20 protein-coding genes and 1 riboswitch are annotated in these 19,242 nt (G+C 63.5%); of the genes, 12 read left to right on the plus strand and 8 right to left on the minus strand.

The annotated features are described in order from the left end of the window. Window positions 1-15 precede the first annotated feature (15 nt). On the minus strand, window positions 16-654 hold the full coding sequence (locus tag VDP79_RS10840; RefSeq protein WP_323018213.1) for a histidine phosphatase family protein: 639 nt from the start codon (window positions 652-654) through the stop codon (window positions 16-18). Window positions 655-834: 180 nt separating this feature from the next. On the opposite strand from VDP79_RS10840, the gene VDP79_RS10845 reads away from it, so the two are divergent. Then, window positions 835-990: a hypothetical protein gene (locus tag VDP79_RS10845; protein WP_323018214.1), complete on the plus strand. Its 156-nt coding sequence runs from the start codon at window positions 835-837 to the stop codon at window positions 988-990. A gap of 81 nt (window positions 991-1,071) precedes the next feature. Here VDP79_RS10845 and VDP79_RS10850 read toward each other — a convergent pair whose 3' ends face one another. Then, window positions 1,072-1,893, minus strand: coding sequence for an adenosylcobinamide-GDP ribazoletransferase (locus VDP79_RS10850; RefSeq protein WP_323018215.1), 822 nt, complete (start codon window positions 1,891-1,893; stop codon window positions 1,072-1,074). After that, complete coding sequence (gene cobT / locus VDP79_RS10855) at window positions 1,890-2,936, minus strand: nicotinate-nucleotide--dimethylbenzimidazole phosphoribosyltransferase (RefSeq protein WP_323018216.1); 1,047 nt, start codon at window positions 2,934-2,936, stop codon at window positions 1,890-1,892. The genes VDP79_RS10850 and cobT overlap by 4 nt, the downstream gene beginning before the upstream one ends. A 30-nt stretch (window positions 2,937-2,966) precedes the next feature. Next, a riboswitch (cobalamin riboswitch) is annotated at window positions 2,967-3,143 on the plus strand. A gap of 266 nt (window positions 3,144-3,409) precedes the next feature. Here cobT and VDP79_RS10860 point away from each other — a divergent pair. From VDP79_RS10860 to VDP79_RS10900, 9 genes are all read left to right on the plus strand, one after another. Next, window positions 3,410-4,777, plus strand: coding sequence for a TonB-dependent receptor plug domain-containing protein (locus VDP79_RS10860; protein ID WP_323018217.1), 1,368 nt, complete (start codon window positions 3,410-3,412; stop codon window positions 4,775-4,777). Between the two features lie 101 nt (window positions 4,778-4,878). Continuing rightward, entirely contained in the window at window positions 4,879-5,172 is a 294-nt protein-coding gene (locus VDP79_RS10865) for a TonB-dependent receptor domain-containing protein (RefSeq protein WP_323018218.1), read from the plus strand. 20 nt (window positions 5,173-5,192) lie between these two features. Beyond that, window positions 5,193-6,131 (plus strand): cobalamin-binding protein, encoded by a 939-nt coding sequence (locus VDP79_RS10870; protein ID WP_323018219.1) that lies wholly within the window; start codon window positions 5,193-5,195, stop codon window positions 6,129-6,131. 219 nt (window positions 6,132-6,350) lie between these two features. Then, entirely contained in the window at window positions 6,351-7,715 is a 1,365-nt protein-coding gene (locus VDP79_RS10875) for a hypothetical protein (RefSeq protein ID WP_323018220.1), read from the plus strand. Window positions 7,716-7,754: 39 nt separating this feature from the next. Continuing rightward, a complete protein-coding gene (gene lpoB / locus VDP79_RS10880; protein ID WP_323018221.1) occupies window positions 7,755-8,369 on the plus strand; it encodes a penicillin-binding protein activator LpoB in 615 nt (204 codons plus the stop codon). A gap of 7 nt (window positions 8,370-8,376) precedes the next feature. Continuing rightward, complete coding sequence (locus VDP79_RS10885) at window positions 8,377-9,726, plus strand: CsgG/HfaB family protein (protein WP_323018222.1); 1,350 nt, start codon at window positions 8,377-8,379, stop codon at window positions 9,724-9,726. A gap of 79 nt (window positions 9,727-9,805) precedes the next feature. Then, entirely contained in the window at window positions 9,806-10,609 is an 804-nt protein-coding gene (locus VDP79_RS10890) for a thiazole synthase (RefSeq protein WP_323018223.1), read from the plus strand. Window positions 10,610-10,626: 17 nt separating this feature from the next. Then, window positions 10,627-11,448, plus strand: a complete 822-nt coding sequence (gene thiD / locus VDP79_RS10895) for a bifunctional hydroxymethylpyrimidine kinase/phosphomethylpyrimidine kinase (protein WP_323018224.1) — start codon at window positions 10,627-10,629, stop codon at window positions 11,446-11,448. A 64-nt stretch (window positions 11,449-11,512) separates the two neighbouring features. After that, window positions 11,513-12,193: a protein-L-isoaspartate O-methyltransferase gene (locus tag VDP79_RS10900; protein ID WP_323018225.1), complete on the plus strand. Its 681-nt coding sequence runs from the start codon at window positions 11,513-11,515 to the stop codon at window positions 12,191-12,193. A gap of 86 nt (window positions 12,194-12,279) precedes the next feature. On the opposite strand, the gene rfaE2 is transcribed toward VDP79_RS10900, so the two are convergent. The 5 genes from rfaE2 to ubiE form a co-directional block, all read right to left on the minus strand. Beyond that, window positions 12,280-12,765, minus strand: a complete 486-nt coding sequence (gene rfaE2, locus VDP79_RS10905) for a D-glycero-beta-D-manno-heptose 1-phosphate adenylyltransferase (protein ID WP_323018226.1) — start codon at window positions 12,763-12,765, stop codon at window positions 12,280-12,282. Continuing rightward, window positions 12,762-14,327 carry a ubiquinone biosynthesis regulatory protein kinase UbiB gene (gene ubiB, locus VDP79_RS10910; RefSeq protein WP_323018227.1) on the minus strand — a complete coding sequence of 522 codons (1,566 nt, stop codon included), beginning with the start codon at window positions 14,325-14,327 and terminating at the stop codon, window positions 12,762-12,764. Before ubiB ends, rfaE2 begins: the two co-directional genes overlap by 4 nt. After that, the gene (locus VDP79_RS10915) at window positions 14,321-14,944 is read right to left on the minus strand and encodes a ubiquinone biosynthesis accessory factor UbiJ (RefSeq protein WP_323018228.1); all 624 of its coding nucleotides are present in this window, start codon (window positions 14,942-14,944) and stop codon (window positions 14,321-14,323) included. Before VDP79_RS10915 ends, ubiB begins: the two co-directional genes overlap by 7 nt. Window positions 14,945-15,162: 218 nt before the next feature. Further along, window positions 15,163-16,125, minus strand: a complete 963-nt coding sequence (locus VDP79_RS10920; protein WP_323018229.1) for a Tim44 domain-containing protein — start codon at window positions 16,123-16,125, stop codon at window positions 15,163-15,165. 200 nt (window positions 16,126-16,325) lie between these two features. After that, entirely contained in the window at window positions 16,326-17,090 is a 765-nt protein-coding gene (gene ubiE, locus VDP79_RS10925) for a bifunctional demethylmenaquinone methyltransferase/2-methoxy-6-polyprenyl-1,4-benzoquinol methylase UbiE (protein ID WP_323018230.1), read from the minus strand. Window positions 17,091-17,220: 130 nt separating this feature from the next. Between ubiE and phoB the strand changes: the two genes are divergently transcribed. Both phoB and phoR read left to right on the plus strand, forming a co-directional pair. Beyond that, window positions 17,221-17,916: a phosphate regulon transcriptional regulator PhoB gene (gene phoB / locus VDP79_RS10930; protein WP_323018231.1), complete on the plus strand. Its 696-nt coding sequence runs from the start codon at window positions 17,221-17,223 to the stop codon at window positions 17,914-17,916. Continuing rightward, window positions 17,913-19,238 carry a phosphate regulon sensor histidine kinase PhoR gene (gene phoR, locus VDP79_RS10935; protein ID WP_323018232.1) on the plus strand — a complete coding sequence of 442 codons (1,326 nt, stop codon included), beginning with the start codon at window positions 17,913-17,915 and terminating at the stop codon, window positions 19,236-19,238. The genes phoB and phoR overlap by 4 nt, the downstream gene beginning before the upstream one ends. The last annotated feature ends 4 nt before the right edge of the window (window positions 19,239-19,242 follow it).

The following is a 19,242-nucleotide window of genomic DNA, read 5'->3' on the forward strand; positions in this document are numbered from 1 at the left end:
ACGGCGGGACTTCCTTCAAATATCAAGGATCGGCTGGGGGATATTCAACTGAACCACCGTACCGACAGGCGGGGCGGAACATTGCACCGCCCGCGCGGCAGCCCGCTCCAGCAGGTCTTGCCGAACCAGCGCCGCCAGCGTCGGCGAACGCTGGCCGGTTTCAGCTGCCGACGCCCCATGCCAAGCCAGCAGCATCTGAATCGTGCCGCCATGACACACCAGCACCGCGTCCCGTCCGTCATGACGACAGGCCTCATACGCCCTCGTCACACGGCGCATCATGTCCAGGACCGATTCACCACCGCCTGGAGCATGATGGACAAGGTCCCCCGCCCAGGCATCGACGGCCGGCCGGCCGATCGCATCCCATGACTGCCCTTCCCAAGCGCCAAAATCGAGTTCCTGCCAGCGCGGGTCGATGTCCAGCGCCAATCCCAGGCGCGCCGCCAGCGCCTGCGCCAACACCCGGCAGCGTAGCGCCGGGCTGCTGAGCACACGCTGATACCCCGCCCAAGGCTGCCCGGTCTGACGGCCGGCATCCCAGTCGGCCAGCCAGGCGTCTCGCTCCGCGGGCCGGGCAGACACATCCAGCCGGCCATAACAGACGCCGGCAGCAATATCGGGCGCGGTATGGCGGATCAACAGCAATCGCATCCGCCCCCCTGCGGCATCATGAGGACTATTTCTTTTTTCCATACTGTCTATTTACCGCACGACGCCCCGCGGCTCCACGAAAAGCTGGCTTTTCCAGACTCTCTTCTATATACTAGGGTTAACCCCTAAGGGTTTTTACTAGTAGCTCAACGACAAACAAACACAAACCAGGAGAGCAGCATGTCGGCACCTTTCTCGAACTATCCCGTCAATCAAGCCTACGAGCGTCTGCTGGCACAAGAACTGGCCGCCCGCGCCAACCGTCCGCAAGAAGGCCTGATGGCCCGTATCCTGGACGTCCTGTTCGGCGCCAAGCAGCCGGCACACCAGGCCTGATCGACGCCCGGCAGCAAGCGACTCATACGCAGGCAGCTACGCTGCCGCGCCCGCCGCCTCTGTCGACGACAGGCGGGCTTTTCATGCCATGACCAGCAGCAGCCCCAGATAGCAACCCAGCTCGCTCAGCTGCTGCGCCGCCCCCAGACCGTCGCCGGTATAGCCGCCCAGCCGTCGCTGCAGGACCCAGGCGATCCAGGCAGATCCTGCCAGTGCAGCCGCCATCGCCCATATCACGCCTGCCAAGGGCAAAATGCCGGCGAGAATCAACAGCAGCGCCGGCAAGCCGCCGCAGGCTGCCGCCACAGCGAATTCCTGATCGCGCATGCGATGCCCCAGCGGCTTTGCCTTGCCTTCTTCCCGCGCATAGCGCATGCGCCAGATCAGCACCGCCGACCCCAACCGCGACACAGGATGCGCCAGCAGCAAAGCCCCTGCCACCCCTAGCGGCGGCAGGGCATTCAAGGTGCAGAATTTCAGGGCCAGCATCAGGCCGATGCCCGTTACCCCATACGTACCCAGACGCGAGTCTTTCATGATGTCCAAGGCGCGCTCCTTGGATACCGCCCCGCCCAGGCCGTCGCAGACATCCGCAAAACCGTCCTCGTGGAAGGCCCCGGTCAGCACCAGCCCCGCCGCCATGGACAGCAGCACCGCGACCGACTGCGGCCAGACCGACTGCGCCAGCCCATACACCAGCGCCGTCACACCCCCCGCCACCCAGCCCACCAGCGGGTAATAGCGGGTGCAGTGTTGCAGCCAGGCGGGCCTGAAGCCCACCCAGCCCGGAATCGGCAGGCGTGTGAAAAACTGCAGTGCCGTGAAAAACAGGCGGCATTCGTGACATAGACGATCCTGCCACCGGCCCAGCGGCTGATGTCCAACACGGCGCGAGCGCCTCATGCCCGATCCCCGGCATCGCTGACTCCGGCATCCTCAAAACTGGCCATATCGCATAAAAACCCGGCAGCTGCCTGCACCAGAGGCCAAGCCAGCACGCAGCCGGTCCCCTCGCCCAGACGCAAGCCCAGGTCCAGCAAAGGCCGGGCGCCCAGCGCCTGCAGCATGCGGGCATGGCCCCGTTCGTCGGACTGATGGCAGAACACGCAGTAATCCAGAATCGCCGGACTCAGACGGGCAGCCAGCAGCAGCGCAGATGTCGCAATGAAGCCATCGATCAGCAAGACCCGGCGCCGGGACGCGGCCCCCAGCATGGCGCCGGCCATCATGGCGATCTCCAGCCCGCCCACGGCCGCCAGAATGTCCAGCGGCGTCTGCGCGCCGGCATGCCGCTGCACGGCCTGCTCTATCACCTGGCTCTTGCGCTGCACGCCGTGAGCATCCACGCCGGTTCCGGCGCCCACACAATCGGCAATAGCGACGCCCGTCAGGCGATGCATCAGTGCGGCAGCCGGCGTGGTGTTGGCGATGCCCATCTCGCCAAAGCCGATGACATCGCTATCGGTCTGCGCCGCCAGATCCACCCCTGTCTGCAGCGCCTGGCCGCATTCCTGCGCGGTCATGGCCGGTTCCCGGCAGAGATTGCCGCTGCCCGCCCGGATCTTGCGGTCGATCAGCCCGTCCCGACCGCCAAAATCATGCTTCACGCCGGCATCCACAATGTGCAAGGCCACGCCTTGCTGGCGCGCCAGCACATTGATGGCCGCCCCGCCCGCCAGGAAATTTTCCACCATCTGCCAGGTGACTTCCTGAGGATAGGCGGATACGCCCTCGGCAGCCACGCCATGATCGGCGGCGAACACAAAAACCGTAGGCGGCGACAGGCGCGGCGACACGGTACGACGAATCAGCCCGATCTGATGCGCCAGCGATTCCAGCCGCCCCAGGCTGCCGCGCGGCTTGGTCTTCAGGTCGATACGCTGCTGCAGACGACGGGACAAGGCGTCATCCCGGATCGGCGTGATAGAGGGGGATTCAAACGGCATATAAGCGGATCAGATGGGCAGGAGGCCCCTATAATAGCTGTCGAAACAGGTATGCCCCGGCGTTTACCCACGCTGCGGCATCCAAACGGGAAACAGACGGTTCGCCCGCGAACCCAGCTGTGCTGCCCCCGCAACGGTGCGCGCACTCGCCAGGCCTTCAGCCCGGCCCGCGCCAGCCCGATACCGGCCTGATTCAACCTCCTGATTGCCTGCCTGCCGCGCCCGACTACTGATCCGGGTGAATCCATCACGGCCTGCGGGTGTTGATTATTCCGGCGTGCGGGGACGCGCGCCACACAGGGTTTGTCATGACCATCCCATTTCCCCGGCGTGCGCTTGCCGCCGCCATCTGTGTCTTCCCCCTGGCCGCCACGGCCCAATCCGATACCGCCGCCATCCCCCGGCTGCAGGACATCGTCGTCACCCCCAGCCGCAGCGCCGAACCCTTATCCGACGCCATCGGCGATGTCACGGTGATCGGGCCGGAGCAACTGGCCGAAGCACGCGGCGACAGCATCGCTGAGATTATCGGACGCGCGCCGGGGGTGCAGTTCACCTCGAACGGCGGCCCGCAAACTGTGACCAGCCTGTTTCTGCGCGGCGCGAATTCCGCCCATACGCTGGTGCTGATCGACGGCATGCGGATCAACGGCTCGACTTCGGGCAGTGTGCAGTTTCCCGCCATTGACCCAGCCATGGTCGAGCGCATCGAAATCCTGCGCGGCGCCGCCAGCAGCCTGTACGGTTCGGACGCCATCGGCGGCGTGGTCAACATCATCACGAAAAAAGGCGAGCAGGATCGCCCGCTATCCGCCTGGGCAAACGTAGGCTACGGCACCTATGAAACCGCCAAGTCCAGCATGGGTCTGTCGGGCGCGGCCCAAGGGTGGGATTACAGCTTCTCAAGCAGCGCGGAGAACAGCAAGGGATTTGATGCTTTGCGTCAGCGTAAAGCGAACAACAGCGCCACCATCGCAGGCTACTATCCGGACAAGGATGGATACCGCAGCCATGCTGTCTCCGGAACCCTGGGTTATCGCTGGGCCGAGGGCCACCGCATCGGATTGACCGCCTACAACGGTTATATCGATGGCGACTATGACAATGAATTCACACGCTACCCCAACAGCTACGCCATCAACCGTCAGCAAGCCTACAGTCTGACCAGCACAGACAAGATCACAGACTGGTGGGAAAGCGACCTGCGTTTCGGTTTCACCAAAGACAGCAGCGACAATCGCAGCGACTCGTCCAGTGTGTTTAATTCACTCAAGCGCCATTACACCTGGACCAATACCTTCACGCCGCACACCGACCACCGGATTTCCGTTCTGCTGGAACGCCAGGAAGAGCGCGTTCAAGCCACGACCACACGATTCGATCAGGATGCTCGCGACACGAACGCTGCGGCGCTGATCTATAAAGGCAAAATCAACCGCCTGCACACCCAGGCCAGCGTACGCAATGACAATATCTCCGGCTACGGCAACCAGACGACCGGCAGCCTAGGTTTGGATTTCGATCTCACAGACTCGTGGCAAATCGGGGTCGCAGGCAACACCGGCTTTCATGCGCCGACATTCAACGATCTTTACTGGCCCTTTGAAATTTCAGCCTGGGGATCCTATGGCGGCAATCCTGATCTGAAGCCCGAAAAATCCAAGAACATTGAAGGGCACGTTCAATTTCATCCAGAGAGACACAGCGGATGCAAGATGACCGTTTTTACAAACAAGGTCCGCAATCTGATCGCCACCAACACCACATGTGTTGAAACTGCGCCATGGGTTTCTATCAAACGACGATTCAGAACGTTAATCAGGCCACCATTCGCGGGCTGACGCTGACCGGTGAACACAGCGTCGGCGACACTACCCTGCGGGCTAGCGCCGACTTTCTTGGATCCGCGCAACGACGACTCCAAACCTAGGGAGAAGGTTCGATGCTACCCTACAGAGCCCGCCAGGTCTTCCACCTGGGCGTCGAACATCGCATCCAGGCCCTGAAGCTGGGCGCAGAATACCAATACACGGGCAACCGCTATGCCGAAGATGCGGCCAATAAAACCCGCCTGGGCGGCTATTCCCTCGTCAACCTGACGGCCGCCTATGACTTCAACAAATCTCTGGGTGTTCAGGTGCGCTGGAACAATGTGCTGAACAAGGACTACGTGCTGGTGGACGGCTACAACACCCCCGGTTCAAACGTGTTCGTCAACCTGTCCTGGCGGATGTAAGCCATGCAAGCTCGCGGGATGTGCGGACGGACACGCGGGCGGCAGCGGAGCATTTCGCATCCGCTGCGCACGACTTGGGCGCAGGGCCTGCCGCTCATGGTGCTCATGCTGCTGGCGGTCAGTCTGCTCTGGCCGCCACCGGCGGCCCAGACCTCGGCAAGCCCAGACTGACGCCCTCTTCCCGCATCATCACCCTGGCCCCCAGCGCCACCGAACTGGTCTACGCGGCAGGGGCCGGCGCCGACATCGTCGGCACCGTGCTGCACAGCGACTACCCGCCAGCCGCCCGAGACATCCCGCGTATCGGCGACGGCGTCCAGGCCAGCGAAGAAGCCATCCTGGCCCTGCGCCCGACCCTGGTCGTCGCCTGGTACCCGACCGATGCCAGCCGTGCGCTGGCCAGCCGCCTGCAGGCGCTGGGCACCCCTCTGATCTACGCCGACCCCAAGACGTTGGACGACATCCCCGCCCTGGTCCGCGAACTGGGTCAACGCCTGGGCACACAGGTCCGCGCCGATGCCACCGCGTCTGCATTGCAGCAGCGCATCGACCGATTGCCTCTTGCATCGCAGCCGACGCAAACTGTCTTTATCGAGATCAGCACCGACCCCCTGTTTACCCTGGGCCGCGATCCCCTGATCAATGATCTGCTGAGCCGCTGCGGCGGGCGCAATCTCTATGCCGACAGTCGCGTGGCCGCCCCTCAGGTCAGCGTGGAATCCGTCCTGCACCTGAACCCGCATGTGCTGATCATGTCCCCCTACGGGCGTGAAACCCTGACCGCCCGCACCCGCTGGTGGGCAGAACACGGCCTGGCCGCCGCCCGCCAAGGCCGCATTTACGCCATCGATCCCGACTGGCTGCACCGGCCCGGGCCGCGCCTGATCGATGCAGCAGAGGCGATCTGCCGCGACCTGGCCCAGGCCCGGGCGCACTCGCGCATGCCATCGACACCGTGACGTCGGCTCTCTTGGCCCGCTGATCACAAACCTTCCCCTACCCAAGGCTCCACTCTCCTGTCAATCGCAGGCGGCGTGCCTGTATGCTTTTCGCACATAAATTTCATTCCAGAAACACATATTGCCGGTTTGAAAACATTATGTGACAATCCCTCACCCGGGAGACACATTTCCTGATGGGGACATAATCAAACGATACCTGGAAGGGGAACCATCACCATGCGCCGACTGCTCATCACTTGCGCCTGCGCCATTGTCCTGGCCGGCTGCGCCACATCTGAATCCACCAAGAACTACAAACTGGAACTGCAGGCGGGCAATATCCCCGCTGCCACCGAACGGGCCGTCAAGGAATCCGACCTGAACAAGGAAGGCAAACCCGAAGACCTGCTGTGGTCCCTGGAAGCCGGCACCATGCTGCGCTACAACACCCTCAGCGAGCGCTCCACCGCCATGCTGGACGGCGCCGAAGACCTGATGAAGGACGACGACACCCGCAACGCCGTTGCCAGCGGCGGTCAGCAGGTCGCGGCGGTCCTCACTAACGACAACATGCTGCCCTACTCACCCAATGTCTATGACACGGTGATGCTGAACACCTACAAAGCCTTGAATTTCTGGCAGATGGGCGACCACGACAATGCACGGATCGAATGGAATCGCACCGATGACCGGCAGCGCCGCGCAGCCGAGCATTTCGAATCGGAAATCGCCAAGCAAAAAGACGAAGTCGCATCCAGCGACAATTCCGACCTGGTGAACCGCAGCCTGAGCAGTTCAGGCGCCGCCTTCGACAAAGCCGGGGTGGACGTCGAGCAATGGGCGCCCTATGCGGGCTACATCAACCCGGCGTCCCTGTACCTGCACGGCCTGTACTTTCTGCTGAACGGCGAAAACAAGGCTGACTTCGATAAATCCAAGAGCAGCCTGGAACGCGCATTCGCCCTGACCCAGAACGCCCAGGTCAAAGCTGATCTGGCCTCGGCCCGCAAACCCGGCAAAATCAAACCCGCCGTCTGGGTGGTCTTTGAAAACGGCATGGCCGCCTCGAAACGCGAACTGCGCATCGATCTGCCGCTCTTCCTGGTCACAGGCGCCCTGAACTACACCGGCATCGCGCTGCCCATGCTTCAGGACGGCGTCCCGGCCTACGACCACATTGCCATCGGCCGCCAGCAAAGCCAGCACCTGGCCAGCATGGACACGATCATCCAGGGCGAATTCAAGACCCGATTCAATGCCATCCTGGTGCGCGAGATCATCCGCGCCACGGCCAAGACCGTGATGCAAAAGCAGCTCAATGACCAGAACCCCTGGCTGGGCCTGGCTGCCGCCATCGCCCAGGCGGCCAGCACCCAGGCCGACCTGCGCAGCTGGCTGACCCTGCCGCATGACTTCCAACTGATGCAGGTGCCCTACCCGGGCAACAACATCCTGACGCTGACCCTGCCCGGCCCAGAAACCGAGATCGAGATCCCGCTGCCAGAGGAAAAACGATCCCTGGTCGTCTACGTCCGCGCCTTGAACACCACGGCGCCGCCCAGCATCCAGATCCTGCCGTCCAAGGCTGCGATCCGGTCCTGATCCCGCCCCCTACGACATCATCACGCCAAGAGGTTCACCGTGAATACACGCCTACTGCTTTCCACCACCACCCTGTGCCTGGCCTTGGCCGGTTGCGTCACACCGACCCACTACGTCGACATGAAGAACGACAACGTCGCCGTCATGGGTCTGGACTACAAGGACTTTGAAAGCGCCGCCACCGAACTGGTCAACCAGATGCTGGCTTCTCCGCTGATGGTGCATCCTAAATCCAACCAGGGCGCCCGCTATGTGCTGACCGTGTCCAACGTGGTCAACGACACCGTGCAGCGCATCGACACCGATCAGTTGACGAAAAAGATCCGCATCAGCCTGCTGAATTCGGGTCGCTTCGTCGTGACCACGGCCGTCGGGCTGAACGGCCCGGAAGACGCCATGACTGCCAAATCACGGCAGCTGAAATCATCGAAAATGATGAACCAGAAAACCGTCAAGAAAGCGGGCCGCGTCATTGCACCGGACTATTCCCTCTCGGGCAAGATCATCCAGCGCAACAACCGCGTCAACAGCAGCACGCAACAGGTCGACTACTACTTCATGCTGACCATGACCAATCTGGATGACGGCCTGGCCTACTGGGAAGGCGAATACCCCATCGTCAAACGCGGCGACAACCGCACCGTCACCTGGTAATCTCATCATGAAGAAACTGCTTCTGGCTTGCTGCCTGGGCCTGACGTGGCCTCTGACGGCGCCCGCGCAACAAACCCAGGACGTCACCATACAGGCCCATGGCTACGGGGACACCTACGAACAGGCCGTGGAATCTGCCTTGGGCGATGCCGTGCGCCAGGTCACGGGCGCCCGGGTAGCCACACGATCCGCCGGCCCCAAGGCCACGCTGAACATCAAGGAATCCGGCGAAAGCCAGGTCACGACGGGCTACAGCGGCCTGGCAACCGAAGGCAAGCTGCAATCCCCCGGCAAGGGCAAAGCTGAAACCACCAGCGGCAGCGCCCGTGTCGAGACAGAAGGCGCCAGCCGCACGACCGTCGAAGCCGGCATGAGCAGCGAAAACCGCGTCACCAGCCAAGGCAAGGTCAAGGGCTACAAGGTCCTGAAGCAATCCTGCGAGAACAAGGGCTGCGAAGTCGATCTGGAAGTCACTGTCGAAAAGACCGAATTCCAGAGCAAGGCTCCCCAGGCCAAGCGCGACAGCATCGCCATCGTCACCACGGGTCGCCTGCGCAAAACCGCCAATGCCGACCAGCTGCGGCAGTCGCTGACGGACAAACTCGTCAAAAGCGGCCGCTTCACCGTCCTGGATCGCAGCAACGATGCCGCCCTCGACCAGGAAATGGGCCGCATAGACAGCGCTCAAGCCTCTGATGAACAACGCAGCAAGCTCGGGCAGCTATTGGGCGCTGATTTCATGCTGATCGTCAATCTGACCCAGGCAGGCGTCTCGACCAAGGTCACAGAGGAATACATCGACCTGACGGGCGAAACCAACCGCGAAGTCTCGTCGTCGACCCGCGCCTCGGTACGGTATACGCTGGTGGAATCGGCGACCCGCGCCGTGCGCTGGTCGGATTCCAGCCAGTTCAGTTCCAGCGGCAACCGGCTCAGCGCCGCCCTGGATGGCTTTCTGGACAAGATCACCAACGACATCGCCGAAATCGTCAGCCCGCCCAAAGTCATCGGCCTGAACAACGGCCAGGTGATCATCAACCGGGGCAAGGGTCTGGCAGAAACCGGGCAGACCTATGCCATTTTCTCGGTCGGCGAGGCGCTCATCGACCCCGACACCGGCGAACAACTGGGCGCCACAGAAGAAAAGGTCGCCACGATCCGCATCGCCACGGTCCAGGCCAAGCTGGCCTACGGTGACATCCTGAGCGGCAACGCTGACGCCATTGCCCGCGGCTCGATCGCCCGACTGCAAGCCGCCCCGCCAAAGCCGAAACCGGCCAAAAAGGCCTCGGCCCGTAAAAAGGCAGCCGAGCCGGACCAGCAAGTTCAGGACAGCGGCGGCATCATTCTGAACTGATCTGTCCTAAATGGATTATCCTTCTCTGTGGCCGCCCAGTGCGGCCACATCCATTACAGGCCAGCCCACGACACACGCCATGAACACCGCAGACACCCTCACTATTGCCGATCGTACCTTTCATTCACGCTTGCTGGTCGGCACCGGCAAATATCGCGATTTCGACCAGACCCGCGACGCCATCGAGGCAAGCGGCACAGAAATCGTGACAGTCGCCATCCGCCGCACCAACATCGGCCAGAACCCTGGCGAACCGAACCTGCTGGATTTCCTGTCCCCGGACCGCTACACCATCCTGCCCAATACGGCCGGCTGCTATACGGCTGACGATGCCGTGCGCACGCTGCGCCTGGCGCGGGAACTGCTGGACGGCCACAAACTGTGCAAGCTCGAAGTCCTGGGCGACGCCGGCAATCTGTTTCCCAATATGCCCGAAACCCTGGCGGCAGCCCGCACGCTGGTGGCCGACGGGTTCGACGTCATGGTCTACTGCAGCGACGACCCGATCCAGTGCCGCATGCTGGAAGACATCGGCGTAGCAGCTGTCATGCCGCTGGCATCCCTGATCGGTTCGGGCATGGGCATCGTCAACCCCTGGAACCTGCGCCTGATCATCGACCAGGCCTCGGTACCCGTGCTGGTAGATGCCGGGGTGGGCACGGCGTCCGACGCCGCCATCGCCATGGAACTGGGCTGCGACGCCATCCTGATGAACACGGCCATCGCCGGCGCCCGCGATCCGATCCGCATGGCACGAGCCATGCGCCTGGGCGTCGAAGCCGGGCGCGAAGCCTATCTGGCGGGCCGCGTGAAACGCAAATACTACGACGCGGACCCCAGCTCTCCCGCCGAAGGCCTGCTGCCCTCGACCCGGGCCGCCTGACGCGCATGACACCCAAGATGATCCCGAACACCCTATCCATTGCCGGCGTAGACCCATCCGGCGGCGCCGGCGTGCTGGCCGACGTCAAAACCATGAGCGCCCTGGGCGCCTACGGCATGGCGGTGATCGCGGCCCTGACGGCCCAGAACACCCAGGCTGTCACGCATATCTCGCCCGTTCCGCCGGATTTCGTCGCTGCCCAGATCGACACCCTGTTTGCCGATGTGCGCATCGACGCCGTCAAAATCGGCATGCTGGGACAGGCAGGCGTCACGCGCACGGTGGCTGACCGCCTGGCGCACTGGAAACCCGCCCATCTGGTGCTGGATCCGGTCATGGTGGCCAAAAGCGGCGACCACCTCCTGGAACGCCAGGCCGTCGAAGCCTTGCGCGAAGGCCTGATCCCGCTGGCGACCATCATCACCCCCAATCTGCCCGAAGCCGGCGTACTGCTGGGCCAAAGCCCGGTCGACACCCTGAAGGAAATGCGCCGCGTGGCCGAGCGCCTGCGCCGCCTGCTGCCAGACGACGCGCACCGCTGGGTCTTTTTGAAGGGCGGCCATTTGCCCGGCAACGACACGGTGGACATGCTGCACGATGGCGACCGCATGATCGAACTGCCGGGCCGGCGCATCGACACCCCCAATACCCATGGCACGGGTTGCACGCTGTCAGCCGCGCTGGCCGCCCTGCTGCCGCGCACCGGCGACGTACCCGAAGCCGCCCGCCAGGCCAAACACTATCTGGAACGCGCCATTGCGGCATCCGGCCAATTGCAGGTCGGGTCCGGCCACGGCCCGGTACACCACTTCCATGCCTGGTGGGGCCAACCCGCCTGAATCCGTCCGCAGGACGAGGGTCTGGCCTATAATCGCTTCACGTTAACCCTAAGGCTTACGAGACATGAACGTCAACGACATCAGCGACGCCGAACGTGCCCGTTTCAATATGGTCGAGCAGCAGATCCGTCCCTGGAACGTCCAGGGCGAACGCCTCTTGCAGGCGCTTTTCGATTTGCCGCGCGAACGCTTCGTGCCCCCGCAGCTGCAATCGCTGGCGTTCGCAGATACCGAACTGCCCTTGGTGATCGACGGTGTCGACTCCCGCGAACACATGCTCTCGCCCAAGGTCGAGGCCAAACTGGCCGAAGAACTGCAGCTGACCGCCAGCGACTGCGTGCTGGAAATCGGTACCGGGTCCGGCTACCAGGCCGCCCTGTTGTCGCGCCTGTGCCAACAGGTCACGACCATCGAAATCGACAGCCGTCTGGCCGCTTTCGCCCAAGGCAATCTGGCCCGCAACCAGATCAGCAACGTGGTCCAGGAAACCGGCGACGCTCACGCCGGCTGGGGAACGGCGGAATACGACGCCATCCTGATCACCGGCTCTGTCCCCGCCGTGCCTGACGCCTTGAAATACCAGTTGGCCGTGGGCGGGCGCCTGGTGGCCATCGTCGGCCACAGCCCCATCATGACGGCCTGTCGCATCACGCGCACCAGCGCCGCCAACTTCGAGACCGTGCAGATCTTCGACACCTGGACCAAGCCCCTGCGCGGTACGGCGCGGTCCCGCTTCAAGTTCTGATCGCGCATCTGCGCAGTCTCGTCTGTATCACGCAAAAGCCCCTGCCGGCCGGCACAGGGGCTTTTTAACGGCCATTCACAGGCCGCTTAGCGCCGGATCTTGTGCAGCAAGGCCGTCGTGGATCGTTCGTGCTCGAACGGAATGGCCACGGCACTGCCGCCCCAGCTGCGCACGGCAGCGGTTTCCGGCAGCAGATCCATATCGTAATCGCCGCCCTTGACGATGATGTCAGGGCGCAGCGCCTGGATGAGTTCCAGCGGCGTATCTTCTTCGAACCAGGTCACGACATCCACGCAGGCCAATGCCGCCAGCAAGGCGGCCCGGTCGGCGCAGGTATTCAGGGGCCGGTCCGCGCCTTTGCCCAGCCGCCGCACAGAGTCATCCGTATTGACCGCCACGATCAGGGACCCGCCCAATTGCGCCGCCTGATCCAGATAGGTGACATGGCCACGATGCAGGATATCGAACACCCCATTGGTGAATACCCAGGGGCGCGGCAAGCGGCCCTGGCCGATGGCCTGCCGGCAATCCAGCGGCGACAGGATCTTGGATTCAAAACGGGGCGACGTCATAGCCCGCCTCCCCGCGTCAGCGCCCAGACGGCCACCCCCAGGCCGATGGCCAGGATGCCGCACAGCACCGCCAGCAGGCGGTTGGCGCCTTCCTGCGCCCGACGCAAGCGTTCCAGTTCGGCCCGCATCGCCGGGCCGGGGTCCGGATGGTTCAGACGGGCATAGGCCAGCCGGGGAATCTGCGGCAGGATCTGCGCCCATTGACTGGCTTCCTGATCCAGCCGCTGGCGCAGGCCGCGCAGACCGACGCGCTGGTGCATCCATTTTTCCAGGAAGGGCTTGGCTGTCTGCCAAAGATCCAGTTTCGGGTCCAATTCGCGCCCCATGCCCTCGACATTGAGCAGGGTCTTTTGCAGCAGCACCAACTGCGGCTGGATCTCGACATTGAAACGGCGCGACGTCTGGAACAGACGCAGCAGCACCTGTCCCAGGGAAATTTCGGCCAGAGGCCGATCAAAATAGGGCTCACACACTGCCCGCACAGCGCCCTCGAGTTCTTCTTCGCGGGTCGTGGGCGGCACCCAACCCGATTCGATGTGCAGTTGCGCCACGCGGCGGTAGTCGCGGCGGAAAAAGGCCAGAAAGTTCTGCGCCAGGTAATTCTTATCGAATTCGGACAGCGAACCGACAATACCGAAATCCAGGGCGATATAGCGCCCCAGCGTATCGGGATCATCGGACACATAGATATTGCCCGGATGCATGTCGGCATGGAAAAAGCCGTCGGTGAATACCTGCATGAAAAAGATTTCCACACCCTGGCGCGCCAGCAGGGGGATATCGACGCCCATGTCGCGCAGCTGGGCGATCCGGCTGACCGGCACCCCGCGCATGCGCTGCATGGTAAAGACCTGGCTGGCGCAGAATTCCCAGACGACTTCTGGTACCAGCAACAAATCCGAGCGGCCGGTATCCGGCCCGAAGTTGCGTCGCAGCTGGCTGCAATTGGCGGCCTCGCGGATCAGATCCAATTCATCGTGCAGATATTTGTCGAATTCGGCCACGACCTCGCGCGGCTTCAGGCGCCGGCCATCGGGCACCAGGCGTTCGACCAGTCCGGCCAAAGCCCGCAGCAGCGTCAGGTCGCGCTCGATGGCTTCGCGCATGCCGGGCCGCAAGACCTTGACGGCGACCTCGCGCCCATCGTGCAACACCGCGAAATGCACCTGGGCGATTGATGCGGACGCCACTGGATCGCGATCGAACTGCGCAAACAGCGCCTGCGGAGATGCCCCCAGCGATTCCTGAATGATGGCAGCTGCCTGATCCGACGGAAACGGCGGTACGCGATCCTGCAGATGCGCCAATTCATCCGCCAAGTCAGCCGGTACCAGATCGCGGCGCGTGGACAGCACCTGGCCGAATTTCACATAGATCGGCCCCAGCGTTTCCAAGGCCCGTCGCAGGCGCTCACCCCTGGGGGTCTTGGGTCGACGCCCAAGACACACCACGCGCAACAAGGTATGCGCCCAGGGATGTTGCAGGCTGGACAAGACCAGTTCATCGAGCCGATAGCGCAAGCTGATCCACAGGATATAGCTCAGGCGCCAGAACGTCAGCATGCGGCCTCCGGCAGGTGCTGCAAGCGGACATCCAGGCGGTCGAGACGGGATTCCAGCGCCCGCAGATCACCGCGCCAGCGGCGAAAATCCGCCCCCCGCAGGCCGATGCCGGATTCCTCTGCCAGATATTCGGTCAGATTGTCCTGCGCCCGCCCGGCGCTATGCCGCAGACCGGCCGCCAACTGCCGCCCCCCCTGGATCAAACGGATCGCCATGACGTCGCCTACGATACGAGACAGGTCGTCTTCGACATCCCAGCGCAGATCCCGCGCCAAGTCGGACACCAGGTGCGCCAGACCGGCATCCCCCTGGATGCGGGCCAGCGCCGTCACGCCCGCCAGGCCCTGAGACCGCCAGGCTGCCGGCAGGTCGCGCAGCCGGTCTGCCGGCACGGACAAGGTGACATCGGGCACGATGGCCGCATCACAGGCCTGCAGTGTGCCATCCGCGCCGATGCCGGCCTGCAACGACCAGGCGCCGGCAGACACCCGTAACGACTTGCCGGCATGGGCGGACAAGCGTTCACGCGCCCAGGACTCGCGCCGCAACAAGGCATTGAGCCCGGACAGCAGCAGGTCTGCAGGCCGGGGCAGGAAAGAAGGAAGCAATATGTTCATGCGCAGGAAGCCGATGACCTGTCCAATCAGGGACGGGCGCCGACACCACAGAGATGCGTCAGCCCGGAAAAACACCATGGACAGGGTTCAGAAAACCGGGGGTCCGGGAAACGCCTATCGGCTACCCCGGACCCCCAGTTTACTGGTTTTGCGTGCCTCCCATGCGGGGGAGACCGTGAACCGCAACAGGCCTGTCATGCCCCGCTAGGGGGCATGCATCACGCCTGCGGGTCGAGCTGTTGAATCCCAGCCAGCAGCCAGCCCGCGCCATCAGCCTTGTACAGGTTCCAGACCTCTTCCACGCGGAAGGCCTCGGCGCCAGCGGCTTCGCGCAGCATGCCCGAATACCGCACGCTGGCCAGGTGGCCGCCCGCCACCGTTTCGATCCCCAGCAGCTCTGCATTCAGCAGGACGATCTCGGTGCGATTGCCCTCGTTGGGCTGGGGCAGACGCGGCGTGATTTCCGCCAGCAGATCATCGGTCAGCAATTCGCGCAAGGCGTCGCGGTCGCCCGCATCCCACAGCCCCTGGACCTGGGTGAACTGCTGTTTGGCCTGGCTCAGGAAGGTCGGCACGTCAAAGTCGCCCGGAATGAACCAGGACGGGTCCTGGGCGGCGGTGGACGGGACGGATTCGATCACCGGCGCGGCAGACGCGGCAGGCGCCGATGCCCCTGACGGCTGATTCCAGGCGGCAGGCTGCTGCGCCTGACGATAGCTGTTGTTGCCGCCGGCGCCGGCAGGCGCCAAGGGACGCTGGGCGCCCCGCAGGCGCCGCACCAGGTACATGACGGCGAAGATCACCAGACCGATCAGCAGCGCGCTGGACAGGAATTCCAGGAACGCCCCCGACAAGCCCATGCTGGACAGCAAGGCAGCGATACCCAGACCCGCTGCGATACCGGCAATCGGCCCCAACCAACGGGACATGCCCGACTTGGCTGCGCCAGCCGCAGCCGTCCCTGCCGCACCGGCAGCCGGCGTCGCAGCCCGCTGGGTGGCGGTCGAGGCCGCCGGCGGCGTGACTGCCTGGCGCTGCTTCATGACGTTGGAGGACTGGCGGCCAAAGCTCATGCCGCCGCCCATGCGGCGCGCCTGGGCATCGGTGGTGACGGCCAGCATCAGCAAGGCCGCAACCAGCAGCAAGGTAGCGACGGCCCAACGGGGCATTTGAACAATCATGGAGTCTCCTGGATGAAATCGTGCATCAGCTTGGACATTCGGATTTCCTGAAATCTGACAAGAAGCTGAATCACCGTAAATTACCACAGATTCCAATGATTCGCAGCAGTCGGTCTGTCACGAAAAACAGCGCCGTCGCGGGATCTGCAGAAACAATCAGGGCCGCACGAAGCGGCCCTAATACCGGTGAGACAGTGCGCCTAGTCCAGCCGGACGCCTTCATGCAGCGCCACCACGCCGGCGGTCATATTGAAATACTGCACCCGGCCGAAACCCACGGTGCGCAGCATCTCGGCCAGGGTGTTCTGATCCGGATGCATGCGGATGGATTCCGCCAGATAGCGGTAGCTGCCCTCGTCGGACGCCACCAGCTGCCCGATCTTGGGCAGGATATTGAAGGAATACCAGTCGTAGACCGGCGCCAGCGCCGGGGCGACTCGGGAAAATTCCAGCACCAGCAGTTTGCCGCCCGGTTTCAGAACCCGATGCATTTCCGCCAGGGCCCGGTCCTTGTGCGTCATGTTGCGCAGACCAAACGCCACCGACACCCGGTCGAAATGGCGGTCGGGAAACGGCAGGCATTCGGCATCGCACACCGCGACCGGCGTGACCAGACCGCGATCCAGCAGGCGATCGCGCCCCACCCGCAGCATGGAATCATTGATGTCCGTCAGCCAGACCTGGCCCGTCGGCCCTGCCCGTTTGGCAAAGGCCCGCGCCAGGTCGCCGGTGCCGCCGGCGATATCCAGCACCCGCATGCCGGGGCGAATCTGCGCCCGACCCACGGTAAAGGCCTTCCAGGCGCGGTGCAGGCCGCCCGACATCAGATCATTCATCAGGTCGTAGCGGCTGGCAACCGAATGGAAGACTTCAGCCACGCGATGCGCCTTGTCGGCCTCGCGGACGGTCTCGAATCCGAAATGGGTTTGCGACGCCTGACCTGGCGGTTGGGATGGTTCACTCATGATCCGCGTATCGTACCGCATTCCTCTGGTCAACCGCGCTAAAGAACAGCAGCGGCAGCGTCATATGAATGAAATAATGTGACCGTATGATGACCACGCTCAATACGACCACAGGATTCACATATCTGTCATGTCCGCCACGATTCTGATCATCGAAGACGAACCCGCCATTCTGGAGCTGCTGTCCGTCAATCTGACGCATGCCGGCTACACGGTCAACACGGCACAAGACACCCGCCAGGCTCAGGTCCAGATCCAGAGCGTGCTGCCCGATCTGATCCTGCTGGACTGGATGCTGCCGGACCAGCCGGGCATCCGCCTGGCCCAGCAATTGCGCGCCGCCCCCCGCACCCGCGACATCCCGCTGATCATGCTGACCGCACGCGGCGCGGAACAGGATAAAGTCGACGGCCTGGAAGCCGGCGCAGACGACTATCTGACCAAGCCCTTCTCGCCACGCGAACTGTTGGCCCGCATCAAATCGCTACTGCGCCGCCGTGCGCCCCAGCTGACACCCGACCCGATCCAGGCAGGTGAGCTGATGCTGGACCCCAATGCCCGGCAGGTGTTTGCGCGCCAGCAGACGCTGACCATGGGGCCGACGGAATTCCGCCTGCTACACTTCCTGATGACGCATGCGCAACGCGTGTACAGCCGCAGCCAATTGCTGGACCAGGTCTGGGGCGATCACGTCTTCGTCGAGGAACGCACGGTGGATGTCCACATCCGCCGCCTGCGCAAGGCACTCTCGCCCGCCAACCAGGAACACACCATCCAGACCGTCCGGGGCGCCGGCTACCGTTTCAGCACGACACATACGGAATGACCAAAACGCTTGTTTCCATCGCGCTCTGGGCGCTGAGCGGCTGGCTGCTGGGCGCCTGGCTGGGCGCCGCCACCGGCTGGGCGATTTTCGCCCTGGGGCTGCTGACCATGATCCTCGTCAGCGGCCTGCAACTGTCGCGCATCGCCCGCTGGGTGCGAAACATCGATGATCCGCCCCCGCCCTCGATCGGCCCCTGGGATGAAATCCTGGCCCCCATCTATCGCAAGCTGAAACAGAACCGCCTGGACCTGCAGGAACGCAGCCGCAATTTTCAGCGCGCCTTGCTGGCCGCCGAAGCTCTGCCGGACGGCGCCCTGACACTGGCGCCGGACAAATCCCTGCTCTGGTGCAACCAGACGGCGGCCGAACACCTGGGATTGAATCTGCACCAGGACCGTGGACACAGCGTGCTGAATATCATCCGCGCACCGGAATTCGCCCGCTATGCACGACAGGACAGCTGGGACAAACCGCTGATCCTGCATCTGAGCCATAGCGGCCAGGTCCGCACCCTGATGCTGCATCTGGCGCCCTACGGGATCGGGCAATTTCTGATGGTCACACGCGACATCACCCAGATCGAGCGCCTAGAAAATACCCGTACCGAATTCGTCGCCAACGTCTCGCACGAAATGCGCACTCCGCTAACCGTGCTGTCCGGTTTCGTCGAAACGCTGCTGGATCTGCCTGACGAGGCCATCAGCACGGCACAACGCAGGCACTACCTGGAATTGATGGCCCAGCAGGCTCACCATATGCAGGCCCTGGTCGCCGACCTGTTGACGCTGTCATCCCTGGAAACAACCCCCAACAGCGCGGGCGCTCCGGCGCCTGTGTCCGCCCTGATCCGTACCGCGCTGACACAATGCCAGGCCCTGTCCAAAGGGCAGCATCAGTTCGATATCCAGCTGGATGACTCCTTGCAGGTCACCGGCCAAAGCAAAGAATTGTCTTCAGCGTTCAGCAATCTGCTGACCAACGCCGTGCGTTACACCCCGGCCGGCGGGACCATCACGGTCAAGTGGACGTCACAGCCGGACGGCGGCGCCTGTTATCAGGTGCATGACACCGGCATCGGCATCGCCACAGACGACATCCCCCGGCTGACGGAACGTTTTTTCCGTGTGGATCGCGGGCGGTCGCGCGTCACGGGAGGCACAGGCCTGGGCCTGGCGATCACCAAACACGTCGCCCTGCGCCACCAGGCCACGCTGGACATCGACAGCGCGCCGGGCGCCGGCAGTACCTTTTCGATCCACTTCCCTGCGGCCCGGGTCTGCCCGGCGGCCCCTCAGGCAGCTGTGGCAGACCACGCCGCCTGACGCC

The sequence above is a fragment of the Castellaniella sp. genome (assembly GCF_034675905.1).
Taxonomy (GTDB): domain Bacteria; phylum Pseudomonadota; class Gammaproteobacteria; order Burkholderiales; family Burkholderiaceae_B; genus Castellaniella.

Coding starts and splice junctions, on each gene's coding strand:
- VDP79_RS10840 (WP_323018213.1), bottom strand. CDS start 654: ATGCGATTGCTGTTGATCCGCCATACCGCGCCCGATATTGCTGCCGGC.
- VDP79_RS10845 (WP_323018214.1), top strand. CDS start 835: ATGTCGGCACCTTTCTCGAACTATCCCGTCAATCAAGCCTACGAGCGT.
- VDP79_RS10850 (WP_323018215.1), bottom strand. CDS start 1,893: ATGAGGCGCTCGCGCCGTGTTGGACATCAGCCGCTGGGCCGGTGGCAG.
- cobT (WP_323018216.1), bottom strand. CDS start 2,936: ATGCCGTTTGAATCCCCCTCTATCACGCCGATCCGGGATGACGCCTTG.
- VDP79_RS10865 (WP_323018218.1), top strand. CDS start 4,879: ATGCTACCCTACAGAGCCCGCCAGGTCTTCCACCTGGGCGTCGAACAT.
- VDP79_RS10875 (WP_323018220.1), top strand. CDS start 6,351: ATGCGCCGACTGCTCATCACTTGCGCCTGCGCCATTGTCCTGGCCGGC.
- VDP79_RS10885 (WP_323018222.1), top strand. CDS start 8,377: ATGAAGAAACTGCTTCTGGCTTGCTGCCTGGGCCTGACGTGGCCTCTG.
- VDP79_RS10890 (WP_323018223.1), top strand. CDS start 9,806: ATGAACACCGCAGACACCCTCACTATTGCCGATCGTACCTTTCATTCA.
- thiD (WP_323018224.1), top strand. CDS start 10,627: ATGATCCCGAACACCCTATCCATTGCCGGCGTAGACCCATCCGGCGGC.
- VDP79_RS10900 (WP_323018225.1), top strand. CDS start 11,513: ATGAACGTCAACGACATCAGCGACGCCGAACGTGCCCGTTTCAATATG.
- rfaE2 (WP_323018226.1), bottom strand. CDS start 12,765: ATGACGTCGCCCCGTTTTGAATCCAAGATCCTGTCGCCGCTGGATTGC.
- ubiB (WP_323018227.1), bottom strand. CDS start 14,327: ATGCTGACGTTCTGGCGCCTGAGCTATATCCTGTGGATCAGCTTGCGC.
- VDP79_RS10915 (WP_323018228.1), bottom strand. CDS start 14,944: ATGAACATATTGCTTCCTTCTTTCCTGCCCCGGCCTGCAGACCTGCTG.
- VDP79_RS10920 (WP_323018229.1), bottom strand. CDS start 16,125: ATGATTGTTCAAATGCCCCGTTGGGCCGTCGCTACCTTGCTGCTGGTT.
- ubiE (WP_323018230.1), bottom strand. CDS start 17,090: ATGAGTGAACCATCCCAACCGCCAGGTCAGGCGTCGCAAACCCATTTC.
- phoB (WP_323018231.1), top strand. CDS start 17,221: ATGTCCGCCACGATTCTGATCATCGAAGACGAACCCGCCATTCTGGAG.
- phoR (WP_323018232.1), top strand. CDS start 17,913: ATGACCAAAACGCTTGTTTCCATCGCGCTCTGGGCGCTGAGCGGCTGG.